At 73.3% G+C, this 16,890-nt stretch carries 14 protein-coding genes; 6 read left to right on the plus strand and 8 right to left on the minus strand.

What is annotated here, in order from left to right:
• Positions 1–151: 151 nt before the first annotated feature.
• Positions 152–1,750: a peptide-N4-asparagine amidase gene (locus tag ACZ46W_RS33770; protein WP_468345902.1), complete on the plus strand. Its 1,599-nt coding sequence runs from the start codon at positions 152–154 to the stop codon at positions 1,748–1,750.
• Positions 1,751–1,791: 41 nt separating this feature from the next.
• Here ACZ46W_RS33770 and ACZ46W_RS33775 read toward each other — a convergent pair whose 3' ends face one another.
• Positions 1,792–3,216, minus strand: coding sequence for a Gfo/Idh/MocA family protein (locus ACZ46W_RS33775; RefSeq protein ID WP_468345904.1), 1,425 nt, complete (start codon positions 3,214–3,216; stop codon positions 1,792–1,794).
• A gap of 230 nt (positions 3,217–3,446) precedes the next feature.
• On the opposite strand from ACZ46W_RS33775, the gene ACZ46W_RS33780 reads away from it, so the two are divergent.
• Positions 3,447–3,797 carry a hypothetical protein gene (locus tag ACZ46W_RS33780; protein WP_468345906.1) on the plus strand — a complete coding sequence of 117 codons (351 nt, stop codon included), beginning with the start codon at positions 3,447–3,449 and terminating at the stop codon, positions 3,795–3,797.
• A gap of 28 nt (positions 3,798–3,825) precedes the next feature.
• Here the strand turns inward: ACZ46W_RS33780 and ACZ46W_RS33785 are convergent, their stop codons facing one another.
• Both ACZ46W_RS33785 and ACZ46W_RS33790 read right to left on the minus strand, forming a co-directional pair.
• Entirely contained in the window at positions 3,826–6,750 is a 2,925-nt protein-coding gene (locus tag ACZ46W_RS33785; protein WP_468345908.1) for an FAD-binding and (Fe-S)-binding domain-containing protein, read from the minus strand.
• Positions 6,751–6,781: 31 nt separating this feature from the next.
• Positions 6,782–7,231 carry a MarR family winged helix-turn-helix transcriptional regulator gene (locus tag ACZ46W_RS33790; RefSeq protein ID WP_468345910.1) on the minus strand — a complete coding sequence of 150 codons (450 nt, stop codon included), beginning with the start codon at positions 7,229–7,231 and terminating at the stop codon, positions 6,782–6,784.
• A 121-nt stretch (positions 7,232–7,352) separates the two neighbouring features.
• Between ACZ46W_RS33790 and ACZ46W_RS33795 the strand changes: the two genes are divergently transcribed.
• Both ACZ46W_RS33795 and mltG read left to right on the plus strand, forming a co-directional pair.
• Complete coding sequence (locus tag ACZ46W_RS33795; protein WP_468345912.1) at positions 7,353–9,161, plus strand: ABC transporter ATP-binding protein; 1,809 nt, start codon at positions 7,353–7,355, stop codon at positions 9,159–9,161.
• Between the two features lie 462 nt (positions 9,162–9,623).
• Entirely contained in the window at positions 9,624–10,478 is an 855-nt protein-coding gene (gene mltG, locus ACZ46W_RS33800; protein WP_468345914.1) for an endolytic transglycosylase MltG, read from the plus strand.
• A gap of 19 nt (positions 10,479–10,497) precedes the next feature.
• Here mltG and ACZ46W_RS33805 read toward each other — a convergent pair whose 3' ends face one another.
• Positions 10,498–11,055, minus strand: coding sequence for a TetR family transcriptional regulator (locus ACZ46W_RS33805; protein WP_468345916.1), 558 nt, complete (start codon positions 11,053–11,055; stop codon positions 10,498–10,500).
• Between the two features lie 93 nt (positions 11,056–11,148).
• Between ACZ46W_RS33805 and ACZ46W_RS33810 the strand changes: the two genes are divergently transcribed.
• Entirely contained in the window at positions 11,149–11,745 is a 597-nt protein-coding gene (locus ACZ46W_RS33810; RefSeq protein ID WP_468345918.1) for a DUF2867 domain-containing protein, read from the plus strand.
• A 69-nt stretch (positions 11,746–11,814) separates the two neighbouring features.
• Here the strand turns inward: ACZ46W_RS33810 and ACZ46W_RS33815 are convergent, their stop codons facing one another.
• Together ACZ46W_RS33815 and ACZ46W_RS33820 are read right to left on the minus strand one after the other, a co-directional pair.
• On the minus strand, positions 11,815–12,960 hold the full coding sequence (locus ACZ46W_RS33815) for an FAD-dependent oxidoreductase (protein ID WP_468345920.1): 1,146 nt from the start codon (positions 12,958–12,960) through the stop codon (positions 11,815–11,817).
• Positions 12,961–13,003: 43 nt separating this feature from the next.
• Positions 13,004–14,197: an NAD(P)/FAD-dependent oxidoreductase gene (locus tag ACZ46W_RS33820; RefSeq protein WP_468345922.1), complete on the minus strand. Its 1,194-nt coding sequence runs from the start codon at positions 14,195–14,197 to the stop codon at positions 13,004–13,006.
• A gap of 77 nt (positions 14,198–14,274) precedes the next feature.
• Between ACZ46W_RS33820 and ACZ46W_RS33825 the strand changes: the two genes are divergently transcribed.
• Positions 14,275–14,697 (plus strand): secondary thiamine-phosphate synthase enzyme YjbQ, encoded by a 423-nt coding sequence (locus ACZ46W_RS33825; protein ID WP_468345924.1) that lies wholly within the window; start codon positions 14,275–14,277, stop codon positions 14,695–14,697.
• Between the two features lie 15 nt (positions 14,698–14,712).
• Here ACZ46W_RS33825 and ACZ46W_RS33830 read toward each other — a convergent pair whose 3' ends face one another.
• Both ACZ46W_RS33830 and ACZ46W_RS33835 read right to left on the minus strand, forming a co-directional pair.
• On the minus strand, positions 14,713–15,690 hold the full coding sequence (locus ACZ46W_RS33830; RefSeq protein ID WP_468345926.1) for a 2-hydroxyacid dehydrogenase: 978 nt from the start codon (positions 15,688–15,690) through the stop codon (positions 14,713–14,715).
• Positions 15,687–16,856, minus strand: coding sequence for a lactate 2-monooxygenase (locus ACZ46W_RS33835; RefSeq protein ID WP_468345928.1), 1,170 nt, complete (start codon positions 16,854–16,856; stop codon positions 15,687–15,689). Before ACZ46W_RS33835 ends, ACZ46W_RS33830 begins: the two co-directional genes overlap by 4 nt.
• Positions 16,857–16,890: the final 34 nt, after the last annotated feature.

The following is a 16,890-nucleotide window of genomic DNA, read 5'->3' on the forward strand; positions in this document are numbered from 1 at the left end:
GCCGCGCTGCACGGCTGCCGGAAGCCGTGCAAGGTTCGCCTTCCGGACCCACGGTCGGCAATCGATTTTCCGGCGGAAGCGTGCGGAACGCGCCAAGGTTCACCGCCGGCCTCTGGCGCCCGACGCCCGCCCCGCGCTTCACTCGCGGCCCATGAGACAACGAAAAGTCATGAGCATGCTCACGGCTGGAGTGCTGGCCCTCACCGCGCTGTTCGGTTCCGCCCCGTCCGCCTCCGCCGTATCACCCCAGCCGCCCGCCGAGTTCGGCACCGACTGGCACGATCCGGTCACCGCCGCCCCGCCCGTACCCCGGCCGGCCGGTGCGCCCACGTGCGAGATGACCCTCGCCCAGGCGCAGTTCCGCGACTTCACGCCCTACCGGGGCACCTACACGCCCCCCAAGGGGTGCGGCGACCGGTGGAGCACGGTGGTGCTGCGGCTCGACGGCAGGGTGAAGGGACGCCAGTACGACCGCCTCGGCCACCTCGCCATCGGCGGTGTCGAGGTCTTCCGCACCTCCACCCCCCAGCCGTCTCCCGACGGCATCACCTGGTCGGTGGAGACCGACATCACCCGTTACAGCGACACCCTGCGCCGCCCGCAACCGGTCGAGATGCTCATCGGCAACGTCGTCAACGACACGTACACCGGAGTCATCGACGTCACGGTCACGCTGACGTTCTACGCGGGGACCCCCGCCCCGTCCGCCGGCGTACCCGACCGGGTGATCCCGCTCGGCACCCCGTCCCTGACCACCCCGCGCAACTCCGAACGCATCCTCGCCGAGGTGTACGCCACCGGCTCCGGCGGCGGCTGCGAGGAGTACTGGTACATGACCGTCCCGGACGCCGCGCCCTACTCGTGCAAGGCGGCCGACGGACCCCACCGCGAGGTGCGGATCTCGGTCGACGGACGGCTCGCCGGGATCGCCGCCCCCTTCCCGACGGTCTGGACGGGCGGCTGGTCCAACCCCTTCCTCTGGTACGTGATCCCCGGCCCCCGCGCCTTCGACGTCAAGCCCGTCGTCTACGACCTGACGCCGTTCGCCGCGCTGCTCAACGACGGCCGCCCGCACCGCGTCGAGGTGTCCGTCGCGGGCGTCCCCGCCGGGCAGACCGGCTGGTCGACGCCGACGAACGTGCTCGTCTGGCAGGACGAGGGCCGCGACGTCGTCACCGGCGCGCTGACCCGGCACGAGCAGAGCGCGCCCGCCAACTCCTCGCACCACACGCCGGGTACCGAGCACCGCCTCGACACCGAGGCCGCCCACCGGCTCACCGTCGCCGGCCACCTGGACACCTCGCACGGCCGGGTGACGACGACCGTGACCCGGACGGTGGCCGCCACCTCCGTACACCGCTGGACCGACGGCGAGAGCCGGGACGCGCTGACGGCGACCTGGCGGGACGACGAGACCGTGACCCGGGACGGGACCACCACCCGCACCCACCGCACGTACACCATGGACGGCGAGACCACGCTCGGCGCGGGCGACCGGCTGCGCACCGTGCTGGCGCTCGGCGACCGCGCCCACACCGTGGTCCTCCGCAACGGCGAGCGGCCCAGGTGGTCCCGGCTCGACGACACGTACACGGGCGACGCGACGTACACCACGGGCGTCCCGCGCGACCAGCGGCACGCCGTCGGCACCAGCTCCGAGCGCTACCGGCTGCACGGTTCCGGCGGTTGCCACGACCGGACCCTGAGGACGGCGCAGGGCACGGTGACGGAGGACCACCGCCGCTGCTGAACGCGGGGAGCGGGCCCGGACCGGGCCCGCTCCCACGACGCTCACTCCGGCTTGACGGAGTCCACGCCCGACCGGGCCCTCCTCCACTCGCCGCGCGTGAAGTCGGGTATCCGCTGCGGAGCGCCGTTCGCCTTGACGGAGGCGTGGCTCAGCGGCACCGGGGCCGTCCAGGTGGCCGCGTCGTACACGTCGAAGTCGGGGACCAGGCCGAGCCTCATGCACTGCATCAGCCGGAACACCATGATGTAGTCCATCCCGCCGTGGCCGCCGGGCGGGTTGGCGTGCTCCTTCCAGAGCCAGTGGTCGAACTCGTCCGCGTACGCCGAGAAGTCGGCCCAGCGGTGGTCGTTGTGGTCCGGCTCGATGTATATCCGCGCCGGGTAGTCCTCGAAGACGCCCTTCGTGCCGCCGAGGCTGTTGATCCTGCTGTACGGGTGCGGTGTCGACACGTCGTGCTCCAGCCGGATCACCCGGCCCTTGGCGGTCCGCACCATGCTGATGGTGCGGTCGCTCTCGATGTACGTCTCCTTCCAGCTCGGGTCGTCCGGCGGCATGTTGGCCTCGCGGTACTCGGCCAGGCCCAGCGCCGGGGTGCCGAAGCTGCTGATGCTGACCGCGCGGTCGCCCCGGTTGACGTCCATGTAGTTGGCGACCGGCCCGAAGCCGTGGTTGGGGTACAGGTCGCCCCGCAGCCGGGTGTGCCACAACCGGCGCCAGGGGCCCTCGTAGTACGTCGGCGAGAACATCAGGCCCCGCAAGTCGTGGTTGTACGCCCCGGCCCCGTGCAGCAGCTCGCCGAACCTGCCGGCGTGGGCCATGCGCAGCACCCGCATCTCGTTCTTGCCGTAGCAGCAGTTCTCGAGCTGCATGCAGTGGCGGCGGGTGCGCTCCGAGAGGTCGACCAGCTCCCACAGCTCGTCCAGGCGCATCGCGATGGGGCACTCGACGCCGACGTGCTTGCCGTTCAGCATCGCCGTCTTCGCCATGGCGAAGTGGACGTCCCACGGGGTCGCCACATAGACGAGGTCGATGTCGCCGCGCTCGCAGAGCCGCTCGTAGTCGTTCTCCCCGTTGGCGTAGACGGCGGGCGACGGCTGCCCGGCCCGCACCACCTTGGCGGCGGCCTGTTCCGTCTTGGCCTTCACGGGATCGCAGACGGCGACCACCCGGACGCCGGGGAGGGCGAGGAACAGGTCGATCATGCTGCCGCCGCGGTTGCCGAGCCCGACGATCGCGACGCGGACGGTGGAGCGCCGCTCGAAGGGCACGCCGGCCATCGTGCGGCCCTGGCGCGGGGGAGTGGTGGTGGTCTCCGGTGCGTCGTTCTCGGCGGCGGCAGCGGTACCGCCCAGCGCGCCGAGCCCCAGTCCGGCGGCGCCCGCCACCCCGGCGGTGGTCCGCAGGACGGACCGCCGGCTGGGGGAGTCCTGCGCCCGGTCCTGGTTCCCGGGTGCTGCGTCGTTCATCGAACCTCCAGTGCGTTGTGTGCGCGGCTGGTTCATGAATCCCGGCAAGGACCCTGGCTGTTGGGGCTGGTGATGCGCAAGGGGGCTGGTTGGACTCTCGTTTCGAGCACATGGACTCTTGTGGTCCGCTCTGTTGCGCTCGGTTGTGGCGTGTTCAAGCCGATGGGGCCTCTCCTGCGATCGAGCAGGGCATGGGTCCGGCGTATCCAGGTACGAAGGGAGCAACAGTCATGCGTCACTCCGGGATCCGCCCTCTGGTCGCCGTGCTCAGCGCCGTCACGGTCGGGGCGGTCGTCGCCACGGCCTCCCTCGCCGACACCACGGCCCAGGCACACGTCAGGGCGCCCTCCCCGCAAGCCACCCAGGTCAACACGCACCGGGCCGCGCTCGACTTCTCCCCCGACGGCACGTTCACGGGCACCGCGACCTGCCCGGACAGGCGCGCCGAAGCCGTCGGCGGCGGCTTCGACCTGGCCGAGGGCGGCAGCGCCTTCGTCTCCCGTCCCCAGGGGGAGCGCGCCTGGCGCGTCGAGGCGACGGCACCCGGACTCGTCTACGTCCGCTGCCTGCTGATCACTTGAGCGGCGCCCGCCGGGCCGCCGGCACCCCTCAGGGCCGGGTCGCCCGCTCCAGCTCCAGCAGCACCGAGTGGTAGGGGCGGCCCGTCGCGTGGTGCATGCCGAGCTCGCACATGCGGTTCGCGGAGAGGTACGCGTCGAAGGCCCGCGCCGACACCTCGGCCGCCTCCCGGGCCGTCGCCGATTCCGTCAGCTCCGGGTGCAGCATGCCCCGGTCGCCCGCGAAGGCACAGCACCGGGCGTCGTCCGGGACGAGGACCTCCTCCGCGCACGCCGCCGCGAGCGCGGGCAGCCGGTCCTCGTCGCCGAGGTGCCGCATCGCGCAGGTGGGGTGGACGACCGCCGAGGCGGCCTTCCGCCGTACCGTCAGGTGCGGCAGCAGCTCGTCGGCGGCCCACACCACCGAGTCGAGCACCGTCAGCTCCGCGTGCAGCTCGCGGTGGTGGGCGCTCAGGTACGCCACCACCTCGCGGCCCAGGCCCAGCGCGCACGAGGAGGCGTCCACGACCAGTGGCAGGCGGCCACCGGCCGTCCAGCCCCACGCGGCCTCCACCACGCGCTCGGCCATCACGCGGGCGCCCTCCTCGTACCCCTTGGAGTGCCAGATCGTGGCGCAGCAGGTGCCCGCCACGTCGCCCGGGATCCACACCGGCTTCCCGGCCCGTGCCGACAGGGCGACCACCGCCTCGGGCAGGGACGGCCCGTCGTACCCGAGCGGCTCGCCGAAGATCCGGTTCACACAGGCCGGGTAGTACACGGCGGCCGCGCCCGCCCGCTGCGTGGCCGGCAGTTCGGCGGCGGCCGCGCCGGGGATCTCCGGCAGCCACCCGGGCACCAGGTCCGCCCGTACCGCCTTGCGCAGCAGGCCCGTCACGGACGCCGGCAGCCGGTCGCCCAGCCGCCGGCCGGTGGCCACCGCGAGCCGCGCGGAGGACTCCACGGCCGCGAACCGCCGCGCCGCCAGCGCCGCCATCCGCTCCTCGCGCGCCGAGTGCCGGGCGTGCCGGAGCCGCTTCATCAGCGCCCCGGTGTCGATGCCCACCGGGCAGGCGAGCCCGCACGTCGAGTCGCCCGCGCACGTGTCCACCGCCGCGTAGCCGTACGCCGCGAGAAGCCCGTCCTCCACGGGCGAACCGGGGCTCTGCCGCATCATCTCCCGGCGCAGCACGATCCGCTGGCGGGGCGTCGTCGTCAGGTCCCCGCTCGGGCAGGTCGGTTCGCAGAAACCGCACTCGATGCACGCGTCGGTGATCGGCTCCACCGTCGGCACCGTCTTCAGGCCGCGCAGGTGCGCCCGCGGGTCACGGTCGAGGACGACCCCGGGAGCCAGCACGCCCTCCGGGTCGAAGGCCCGTTTCGTCCGCCACATCAGCTCCGTGGCCTTCGGCCCCCACTCCAGCTCCAGGAACGGCGCGATGTTCCGGCCGGTGGCGTGCTCCGCCTTGAGGGAGCCGTCGAACTCCTCGACCGTCAGCTTGCAGAAGTCGTCCATGAAGGCCGCGTACCGGTCGACGTCGGCCGGATCGGCCGGGTCGAAGGCGAGCAGGAAGTGCAGGTTGCCGTGGGCCGCGTGCCCGGCGACGGCGGCGTCGAAGCCGTGCTCCGCCTGGAGCGCGAGCAGCGCCTCGCACGCCTCGGCCAGCCGTGACGGCGGCACCGCGAAGTCCTCGGTGATCAGCGTCGTACCGGGGGGACGGCTGCCGCCCGCGGCGGCCACGAACGCCTTGCGCGCCTTCCAGTACCCGCCAATCACGCCGGCGTCCCGGGTGAAGGTGTTGGTCACCGACTCCACCGGTGCCACCAGCTCGACCTCGTCGAGGACGCGCGCCGCCGCCCGTTCGTACGCCTCCAGCGCCGCCGTGTCGGGCGCCCGGAACTCCACCAGCAGCGCCGTGGTCGGGCCGGGCAGCCGCGCCCAGTCCGGGGGGACCCCGTCCACCCGCACCGAGGCCCGCAGCGTGTTGCCGTCCATCAGCTCCACGGCGACCGCGCCCGCCTCGGTGAACCGCGGGACGGCGGCCGCGGCGGCCGGCAGGGACGGGAAGAACAGCAGCGCCGTGGCGACCTCACGGTCCAGCGGCAGGGTGTCGAACACGACCTCGGAGATGAAACCGAAGGTGCCCTGCGAGCCGACCATCAGCCCCCGCAGGATCTCGACGGGCGTGGCGCCGTCCAGGAAGGCGTCCAGCCGGTAGCCGTTGGTGTTCTTCAGCTCGTACTTGGCGCGGACACGGGCCGTCAGGTCGGGGTCCGCCTCGATCTCCGCCTTGATGGCGAGCAGCTCGGCGCACAGGCGGGGCTCGGTGCGCGCCAGCGCTTCGCCGGCGGCCGGGTCGCCCGTGTCGACGACCGTGCCGGACGGCAGTACGACGGTGAGGGAGGCGACCGTGCGGTAGGAATTGCGCGCGGTGCCGGCCGTCATCCCGGACGCGTTGTTGGCGACGACCCCGCCGATCGTGCACGCCACGGCGCTCGCCGGATCGGGTCCCAGCACCCGGCCGTGGCGGGCGAGGGTGGCGTTGGCCCGGGCGACGGTGGTGCCCGGCCGGATCCGCGCGCGGGCGCCGCCGTCCAGGACCTCGATCCCGGCCCAGTGCCGGCGCACGTCCACCAGGATGTCCTCGCCCTGCGCCTGCCCGTTGAGGCTGGTCCCGGCCGCCCGGAACACCACCTCACGGCCCCTGTCGTGCGCGTACGACAGGATCGCCGCGACGTCGTCGGTGTCCTCCGCGAGCACGACGACCCGGGGGACGAAGCGGTAGGGGCTCGCGTCCGACGCGTACCGGACGAGGTCGGAGACCTGCCACAGCACCTTGCCGGGGCCGAGCAGCGCGATCAGCTCGTCGCGCAGCCGTCCGGGTGAACCGTGCGCCACCAGGTCGGGCACCCGGTCGGGGGACGGGCCGCGGTGCGCGCCGGGGCGGAGGGCGTCGGGCTTCGGCTCCAGCAGCGGCATGTCACGGTCCCCTCGACGGGCGGCACGGGCGTCAGCAGCGCCGCTCCGGCACTCCGTCGACCAGAGCGGACAGCAGACCGCCCAGCACCTCGCGCTGTTCGGCGGTCAATGGAGCAAGGATGTCCTCTGCGGCCGCCCGGCGCGCGCTGCGCAACTGCCGCAGCGTGTCCCGGCCGGCGTCGGTGAGCTCGATCCGCACCACCCGGCGGTTGGCCGGGTCGGGGACGCGGCGGACCCGGCCGCCGGCCTCCAGGCCGTCCACGAGGCTGGTCACCGCGCGGGGCACGACTTCGAGGCGGGCGGCGAGATCGGCCATGCGCGGCGGGTGGTCGTAGTGCGCGACCGTGCGCAGCAGCCGGGACTGGGCGGGGGTGATCGCTATGTCGGCCGACTCGAGCTGCCGCTTCTGGCTGCGGTGCAGGCGCCGGGTCAGCCGGAGCAACTGCTCCGCCAGCAGGCCGTCGGCGTCGGGGGAGTTCATGACCGGATGGTATCAGGACCAACTTCATTGTGAAGATAGGTAACAGTGAGCTATGCTCGCAAAGGGTGCGGCGCGCAGCTCGGCCGGCCCACATCACAGCACCCGACCTCCGAAGGAGCCCATGCGCATCCACGCAGAGTCCACCTGGACGCCACCGCCACCCGATCCGCAGCAGCCGCCGGCCCAGATCCGGCGCATCCTCCGGCTCTTCCGTCCCTATCGCGGCCGGCTGGCCGTGGTCGGTCTGCTCGTCGGCGCCTCGTCGCTCGTCTCGGTCGCCTCGCCCTTCCTGCTCCGCGAGATCCTCGACACCGCCATCCCGCAGCAGCGCACCGGCCTGCTCACGCTCCTCGCCCTCGGCATGATCCTCACCGCCGTGGTGACCAGCGTCTTCGGCGTACTGCAGACGCTGATCTCCACGACGGTCGGCCAGCGCGTCATGCACGACCTGCGGACCGCCGTCTACGGCCAGTTGCAGCGCATGCCGCTCGCCTTCTTCACCCGCACGCGCACCGGCGAGGTCCAGTCCCGCATCGCCAACGACATCGGCGGCATGCAGGCGACCGTGACCTCCACCGCGACGTCCCTCGTGTCCAACCTGACCGCCGTCGTGGCCACCGTCGTCGCCATGCTGGCACTGGACTGGCGGCTGACGGTCGTCTCGCTGCTCCTGCTGCCGCTGTTCGTGTGGATCAGCCGCAGGGTCGGCCGCGAGCGCAAGAAGATCACCACGCAGCGGCAGAAGCAGATGGCCGCCATGGCCGCCACCGTCACCGAGTCGCTCTCCGTCAGCGGCATCCTGCTGGGCCGGACGATGGGCCGCGCGGACTCCCTCACCACGTCCTTCGCCGCCGAGTCCGAGCGGCTGGTCGGGCTGGAGGTGCGCGCCTCGATGGCGGGCCGGTGGCGGATGTCGACGATCGGGATCGTCATGGCCGCCATGCCCGCGCTGATCTACTGGGCGGCCGGGCTGGCGCTCCAGACCGGCGGGTCGGCCATCTCGATCGGGACCCTCGTCGCGTTCGTCTCGCTCCAGCAGGGCCTGTTCCGGCCCACCGTGAGCCTGCTCTCCACCGGGGTGGAGATACAGACCTCCCTCGCCCTCTTCCAGCGGATCTTCGAGTACCTGGACCTCCCGGTCGACATCACCGAGCCCGCCGACCCCGTCCGGCTCGACAAGATCCGCGGTGAGGTCCGCTTCGAGAACGTCGACTTCCGGTACGACGCGAAGAGCGGCGAGACGCTGCACGGCATCGACATCACCGTGCCGGCGGGCGGCAGCCTGGCCGTCGTCGGACCCACCGGCTCGGGCAAGTCCACGCTCAGTTACCTGGTCCCGAGGCTGTACGACGTCACCGGCGGCCGCGTCACGCTGGACGGCGTCGACGTACGGGACCTGGACTTCGACAGCCTCGCCCGAGGGGTGGGCGTGGTCTCCCAGGAGACGTACCTGTTCCACGCCTCGGTCGCCGACAACCTCCGCTTCGCCCGGCCGGACGCGACCGACGAGGAGATCGAGGCGGCCGCCAGGGCGGCGCAGATCCACGACCACATCGCGTCCCTGCCCGACGGGTACGACACGCTGGTCGGTGAGCGCGGGTACCGCTTCTCCGGCGGTGAGAAGCAGCGCCTCGCCATCGCCCGGACCATCCTGCGCGACCCGCCCGTGCTGATCCTGGACGAGGCGACCAGCGCCCTCGACACCCGTACGGAGCACGCGGTGCAGCAGGCGATCGACGCGCTCTCCGCCGGTCGCACCACCATCACCATCGCCCACCGGCTCTCCACCATCAGGGGCGCCGACGAGATCGTCGTGCTCGACGGGGGGCGCATCGCCGAACGCGGCACCCATGCGGAGCTGATGGAGCGGGACGGCCGGTACGCCGCTCTGGTGCGCGGTGACGCCGAGCTGGAGCCGGCCGCGTCCTGAGGTGCCGCTCGGGCACGGTCCGGCCGCGTTCTGAGCCGCCGCTCGGGCACGCTCCGGCCGCGTTCTGAGCCGCCGCTCGGGCACGCTCCGGCCGCGTCCTGACGCGACGGCGCCGCCGCTCCCGTGGGACGGGGGAGCGACGGCGCCGGGGTGAGCGAGCGTCAGACGAGCCAGCCGATGAAGTGGACGACGCCGGCGAGCAGGTCGGTGATGACGTTCATGTGGTGCGTTCTCCTTGTGCGTCACGTGCATGTGTGGGACTGCGCGGCCGCGGTCTGCAGCCCGTCGCTCGCGCACCGCAAGCATCAGGCGCCACAGAGGCGCGGGGCAGGGAAATGCGCGGCGATCATGCGTTCGGGCGAACATCCGAGCCTCTGTTCGTGTGTTCGTGCTCGACGTGTCGGGCGTAGTCGAATGTCGTAATTGCCGGGTTCTGTGCCTGTCCCGGGTTAGCGTGCCCGCATGGTGAACGAGTCCCCGCCGGGCGCGCCCGGGCGCAGGCCCCGTATGACCCGCCGCGGCAAACTGGCCCTGGGCGCGGGCCTGGTCGCCGTCGTGGCGGCCGCGGTGCTGGTGCCGCTGGTGCTGCTCAAGGAGCCCCCGGCGCCGCCGCCCCCGGAGAAGCCGGCCATGCTGCTCATCCCGGAGGGCTGGCGGGCGAGCCAGGTGTACGAGGCGGTCGACAAGGCGCTCAAGGTGCGGCCCGGAACCACCCGGCAGATCGCCGAGGGCGGGAAGCTGCAACTGCCGGCCGACGCGCAGGGGAACCCCGAGGGGTTCCTGTTCCCCGCCACGTACCCCGTCTACAAGAAGACGACCCCGCGCGGCCTGCTGGACTACATGGTGAGGACGGCGGGTGAGCGCTTCGGGGCGGACCGCGCCGGCGCGGCCGGCCAACCGGGTGGCGTGAGCCTCTATCAGGCGGTGACCATCGCCAGCATCGTGCAGGCCGAGGCCGACACCCCGGAGGACATGGGCAAGGTCGCCCGGGTCATCCACAACCGGCTCGCCCAGGGGATGGCGCTCCAGATGGACTCGACCCTCAACTACGCGCTGGGCCGCTCCACCCTCGACACGTCGCACGCCGACACCCGGATGGACAACCCGTACAACACCTACAACCGCCAGGGTCTGCCGCCCACGCCCATCGCCAACCCCGGCGAGCAGGCGATGCGCGCGGCGGTCGCCCCGCCGGCGGGCGACTGGCTCTACTTCGTCAGCGTGCGGCCCGGTGACACCCGCTTCACGGCCGACTACGAGGAACACCAGCGCAACGTCCAGGAGTTCAACGAGAACCGCGCGGCGGCGCCGAACTGACCGGCGGCGTCCGGCGGCGCTATCGGAGGAGCCACCTCCTGGTGAGCTCCAGCACCTCCGCGCGCGTGTGCGCGCCGTGGTCGGCGGCGATGAAGTGGTTGCCGATCCGCAGCGAGAAGGTGATCAGGCAGCGGACCTCGACGTCGTCCTCGTCGGGGCAGAAGGAGCCGAACAGCGTGCGCAGGTAGTCCATGCGCCGGTTGTCCACGCGCTTGAGGCGCTCGGCGACGGCCTCGTCGCGGCGCGCCCAGTCGCGGATCGCCAGTTCGGCGGCGGTGCCCGTCATCGGGCTGTCGCCGGACCCGGCGATCGTGAACAGCCGTCCCAGCTTGGTCCTGGCGTCCCCGCCGCCGTTCTCCACCCGCTCGATGACGTTCTCGGTGACCTCGCGCTCCCAGGTGTCGAGGATCTCCGTCAGCAGCGCGTCACGGTTGCGGAAGTACCCGTAGAAACCGCCCTTGCTGACGCCGAGGGACTGTGCCAGCGACTCGATCCGGACGGCCTCGGGGCCGCCGGCGGACAGTGCCCGCAGCCCCTCCTCGACCCACTTGCCACGGGGCGTCCGGGCGATCGCCATGGTGTGTCTCCGCTCACGTCTTCCTGATCTATACGGGGGCGTATAGATGAGTCTAGCCTTGTCTATACGGCATCGTATAGAAGGGGCCAGCGCATGAGACTCCCCAGCACCGCCCACACCTCCCGCCCTTGGCGGATCCACGAGATCGCCCACGACTTCCACCTGGAGGACGTGTGGGCCCTGCCGACCCCGGGTGGTCCCGACGACCTCCGCCATCTGGTGTGCCAGATCACCGACGGGACGGGCGACGGCGTGTCCTCGCCCGTCTACCGCGCGCTGTTCGCGATCCGCTGGAAGCTCGGCTCGCTGCTCGGCTGGGACAAGGCCGGCTCCGGCGTCGGCGCCCGGGTGCGCACGCTGCGCGACCGGCTTCCGGCGGACCTCCGCGAGGCGCCCCGTGGCGAGGACCCGCGTTCGGTTCCGTTCACCTCCGTGTACCAGCTCCATGACGAGTGGGTCGCCGAGCTGGCCAACCGCACGGTGCACGCGGTCATGCACATCGGCTGGGTCCCGGACGGGACCGGTGGTCACCGCGGCCAGATGGCCGTGCTGGTGAAGCCGAACGGGCTGTTCGGCGCGGTGTACATGGCGTGCATCAAGCCGTTCCGCTACGTGGGCGTCTACCCGGCGCTGTTCCGGGCGATGGGGCGCACCTGGCGGGCGAACGCCCACGAGCGGGCCGCCGCGTAGGCGGGCGCGTCGGCGGGGCCCGCCACGGGGGTGCGGGCCCCCCCGGGCCGGCCGGGCCGGCTGCGGAGGTCAGACCGCGACCGGCTCCCGTGCTTCCGACGCTTCCTGTGCGTCCCCCGCTTCCCGCCCCTTCCGCGTCTCCCTCGCCGCCCGGGCCAGGAGGCGGCGGATGTCGCGGACGGCGGCGCGGCCCGCGCGGTTGGCGCCGATGGTCGAGGCCGAGGGGCCGTAACCGACCAGGTGGACGCGCTCGTCGCGTACCGCGCGCGTGCCCTCCACCCGGATACCGCCGCCCGGTTCGCGCAGCCGGAGCGGGGCCAAGTGGTCGATGGCCGCCCGGAAGCCGGTCGCCCACAGGATGACGTCGGCGTCCACCGTGCGCAGCCCCAGGGGGGACCCCCGGTCCCACGCCACGCCCGTCGGGGTGATCCGGTCGAACATCGGCTGCCGGTCCAGGACGCCGGCCTCCCGCGCCCGCCGCGTCGCGTCGTTCAGCGGCAGCCCGGTCACGCTGACCACGCTCGCGGGCGGCAGTCCGCGCCGTACCCGGTCCTCCACCAGGGCGACCGCCGCCCGGCCCTCCGCCTCCCCGAACGGGCCCTCGCGCCAGACGGGCTCGCGCCGCGTCACCCACGTCGTCTCCGCGGCCACCTCGGCGATCTCCATCAGGTGCTGCGTCCCCGACGCCCCGCCGCCCACCACGATCACCCGTTGCCCGGCGAACTCCTCCGGCCCCGGGTAGTCCGCGGTGTGGAGCTGCCGCCCCCGGAAGGTCTCCTGACCCGGGTATCGCGGCCAGAAGGGCCGGTCCCACGTGCCGGTCGCGTTGATCAGGGCCCGCGTCGCGTACGTACCCTCCGAGGACTCCACCAGCAGGCGCCCGTCCCCGCCGTCGCGCACGGCCGTGACGCCGACCGGCCGGTGCACCCGCAGCCCGAACGTCTCCTCGTACCGCGCGAAGTACTCGCCGATCACCTCCGAGGAGGGGCGGCTTCCGTCGGCGCCGGTCAGCTCCATGCCGGGCAGCGCGTGCATGCCGTGGACCCGGCCGTAGGTCAGCGAGGGCCAGCGGAACTGCCAGGCGCCGCCCGGCCGGGGCGCGTGGTCCAGGACGACGAAGTCCCGGTCCGGCTCCAGCCCGGCGCGCCGGAGGTGGTACGCGGCGGACAGCCCCGCCTGGCCCGCACCGATGACGACCACATCCAAGTAGTTCACGTTTCTACTAACGGATGGGGGCGCCTGGATCTTCCCGGTCCGGTCAGATGATGTGCGCCTCCGGGCGCACCCCGGCGGGGGCACTGTCGAACCGCTCGGCGGTCAGTGGCCCCACGTCCACGAAGGGCGTGCGGCCGAGGTACAGGTCGCGCACCACCTCGCCGACGGCCGGGGCCTGGAGGAAGCCGTGCCCGGAGAAGCCCGTCGCGTACAGGAACCGGCTGACGCCCGGCGCCTCGCCGATCAGCGCGTTGTTGTCGGGGGTCGTCTCGTACAGGCCCGCCCAGCCGCCGGTCACCGGCACGTCCACGAGCGCGGGCGCGCGCCGGGCGGCGGCCTGCCGGAAGAGGTCCAGCCACTCCGTGTCGAACTCCCGGCCGAAACCGGGCCGTTCACGCGGATCGGACAGCCCCAGCACGAGCCCGCCGGCGCCGTCGCCGTGGAAGTACAGCGTGGAGCCGTAGTCGAGGGTGAACGGCACGCGTGGCGGTGCCGGGTCCAGGCGCCCGGTCAGGGCGATCTGCCGCCGCAGCGGCGTGACGGGCAGGTCGACCCCCGCCATCGCGCCGACCGCCCCGGACCATGCCCCCGCGGCGCAGATCACCGCCCCGGTACGGACCGTCCCGGCCGCCGTGCGCACCGCCCGCACCTCGCCGCCGGACGTCTCGATCCCGGTGACGGCGCACCGGGTGACGACCGTCGCCCCCAGCGCGGCGGCCGCCCGCAGGTAGCCGTTGACGGCAGCCCGGGGCAGCGCGTACCCGTCGGCGGGGGAGTGGGCGGCGGCCACGATCGAGGCCGGGTCGACGTACGGGCACAGGGCGTGCGCCTGGCGGGGGCTCAGCAGGCGGCTCGGCACGCCGTACGCGTGCTGCACCGCCATGCCGTCCCGGAAGACGGCCACCTCGCCCTCGTCCCCGAGCAGGAACAGGTACCCGACCTGCTCCAGCCCGATGTCGGCCCCGGGCCGCTCCCCGAACGCCCGCCAGGCCTCCAGGCTGCGCTGCCCCAGCCGCACGTTGACCGGATCGGAGAACTGCGCCCGCACGCCGCCGATCGGCTTCCCGGACGACCCGGACGCGGGCGTGTCCCGCTCCACCACCAGCACCCGCCCGGCCCCCGCCTCGGCGAGGTGGAACGCGACGCTCGCCCCGATGACGCCCCCGCCGATGACCACCACGTCGACGGCGCCCGGCAGCGACCCCTCCGGCCCTTCTGACGTACCGTTGATCGCCATGCCCCCATCGTGACGTCGCCGCCCCGCCGCGTCCACGGCGCCTCCCGGCACGTCGGCTCGGTGACACCATGGGGTTCATGAGCGACGCATTCACCACCCGTACGCTGCGGATCACCACCGGCCACCGGGAGACGGTCCACGACCTGACCGGCGCCTGCGCCTCCTTCCTGCGGGAGGTGGCGGCGGGCCGGGACGGTCTGCTGAACGTCTTCACCCCGCACGCCACCACCGGCGTGGCCATCCTGGAGACCGGCGCCGGCAGCGACGACGACCTGCTGGCCGCCCTGCACACCCTCCTCCCCGCCGACGACCGCTGGCAGCACCGCCACGGCAGCCCCGGCCACGGCCGCGACCACGTCCTGCCCGCCCTGGTCCCCCCGCACGCCACGATCCCGGTCGTGGACGGCCAAATGGCGCTCGGCACCTGGCAGTCGGTGTGCGTCGTCGACACCAACAAGGACAACCCCGACCGCCAGGTGCGGCTCAGCTTCCTGGGCTGAGCCCGCCGCGCCCGGTCACCCCACGACGTCCCGGGGCGGCTTGCCGGACAGGTGGTCGGCGACGTTCTGGACGGCGGCCAAGGCGATGCGGATGACCGTCTCGCGGGTGACGCCGGCGGCGTGGGGTGACAGGACGACGTTCGGGGCCTTGAGGAGCCGTAGGGACGGGGTGGGCGGTTCGGGGTCGAAGACGTCGAGGGCGGCGCCGGCGAGGGTGCCGGACTCCAGGGCGTCGGCGAGGGCGTCCTGGTCGATGAGGGCGCCACGGGCGGTGTTGATGACGAAGGCGGTGGGCTTGAGGAGGGCCAGGCGCCCGGCGTCCAGGAGGTGGCGGGTGGCGTCGGTGAGCGGGGCGTGCAGTGTGACGTAGTCGGCGGTGCGGAGGAGTTCGTCGAGCTCCAGGTGACGGGCGCCGCCCAGGCGGGCCTCCGTCTCGGGGGAGGCGGGGCGCCGGCCGGCGTAGACGACGCTCATGTCGAACGCCAGGGCGCGGCGGGCGACTTCCTGGCCGATCGCGCCCAGGCCGATGACGCCGAGCGTCTTGCCGGACAGCTCCGTGAGGGACGGCCGCAGGCGGGGCAGCGCCCAGTCCGCGGCGGCCAGCGCGGTGTGGGCGGGGATCAGTTGCTTGGCGAGGGCCAGCATGAGCGCGAAGGTGTGCTCGGCGACGTTCTGCCGCTCCGCGCCGCTGGAACCGATCGTGCAGACCGGAACGGATCGTTCGAGGGCCGCCTCCACGTCGACGTAGTCGTAGCCGTGGCTGGCGCACTGGACCAGCTCCAGGTGCGGCGCCGCCGTGATGTGCCCGGCGGTGACCGGGCCGAGGGCGGTGATGACGACGTGCGCCTCGCGCAGCGCCGCCGGGTCCTCGTCGGTGGTCTCGACGACGGTGACGCGGGCCAGGCCGGGGAAGGCCCCCGCGAGCGCCTGGCCGGCGGTGCGGCCGCTCATGTGGGAGGGGATGACGGCGAGGACGTTCTTCAGGGCGGTCATGCGGACTCCTCGATGAGGTCGTCGGGGCCCGGCGTGGCGGGTGTGCAGTGCCCCGACAGGGCCAGCGTCAGGTCGAGTTCGGCGAGCAGGCAGCGGATGACGTGCTCCACGCCCGCCTGCCCGTCGAGGCCGAGCCCGTACGCGTACGGACGCCCCACCAGCACCGAATCCGCGCCCAGCGCGAGGGCCTTGAAGATGTCGTCACCCGTGCGTATCCCGCTGTCGAACAGCACGGTCAGCCGCTCGCCGACCGCCTCGGCGACCCGCGGCAGGGCGTCGGCGGCCGCGACCGAACCGGCCACCTGGCGGCCGCCGTGGTTGGACACCACCACCCCGTCCATCCCCGCCTGGACGGCGCGCCGGGCGTCGTCCGGGTGCAACACCCCCTTGAGCACGATCGGGCCGTCCCAGTTCTCCCGCAGGAACGCCAGGTCCGGCCACGTCTTGGCGGGGTCGGCGAACATGGAGACGAAGTGCGTCACCGCCGCGTTCGGGTCCTCGTGCACCGGCTTGGCGAGACCCGCCTGGAACGCCGGATCGGTGAAGTAGTTCGCGGTGCCCACGCCGTGCAGGAACGGCAGGTACGCCTGGTCCAGGTCGCGCGGCCGCCACGCCAGCAGCGGCGTGTCCAGCGTGACGAACAGGACGCTGAAGCCCGCCGCCTTCGCCCGGTCCAGGAACGACCGGGTGACCTCCCGGTCCTTCGCCCAGTAGAGCTGGAACCACCGCTCCGCCTCCCCCATCGCCTCGGCGACCCGCTCCATCGGCGTGCTGGACGCGGACGACAGGACGTACGGCACCCCGTGCGCGGCGGCGGCCCGCGCGGCGGCGGGCTCCGCGTCCGGGTGCATGATCGACAGCACGCCCACGGGCGCGAGCGCCAGCGGCGCGGGCAGCTCCCGGCCCAGTACCCGGACCGACAGGTCCCGTTCGTGCACGTCGCGCAGCATCCGGGGCATGATCCGCCGCCGCTCCAGGGCACCCCGGTTGGCGGCCGCCGTGCTGCCGCTGCCCGCGCTCCCGGCCACGTAACCGACCGGGCCGGGGCCGAGGCGCCGCTCGGCGAGCTCTTCGAGCCGCGTCAGGTCCGTGGGCAGCCGAGGTACGGCGCCGGTCATGCCGTTCAGGTAGATCTCGTACTGGAAGTCCGCCCAGTGTTTCGCCATGCGTGGCTTCGCCTCTCGCCCGGGAACACGTGTC

This window comes from Streptomyces sp. NPDC031064 (assembly GCF_055570965.1).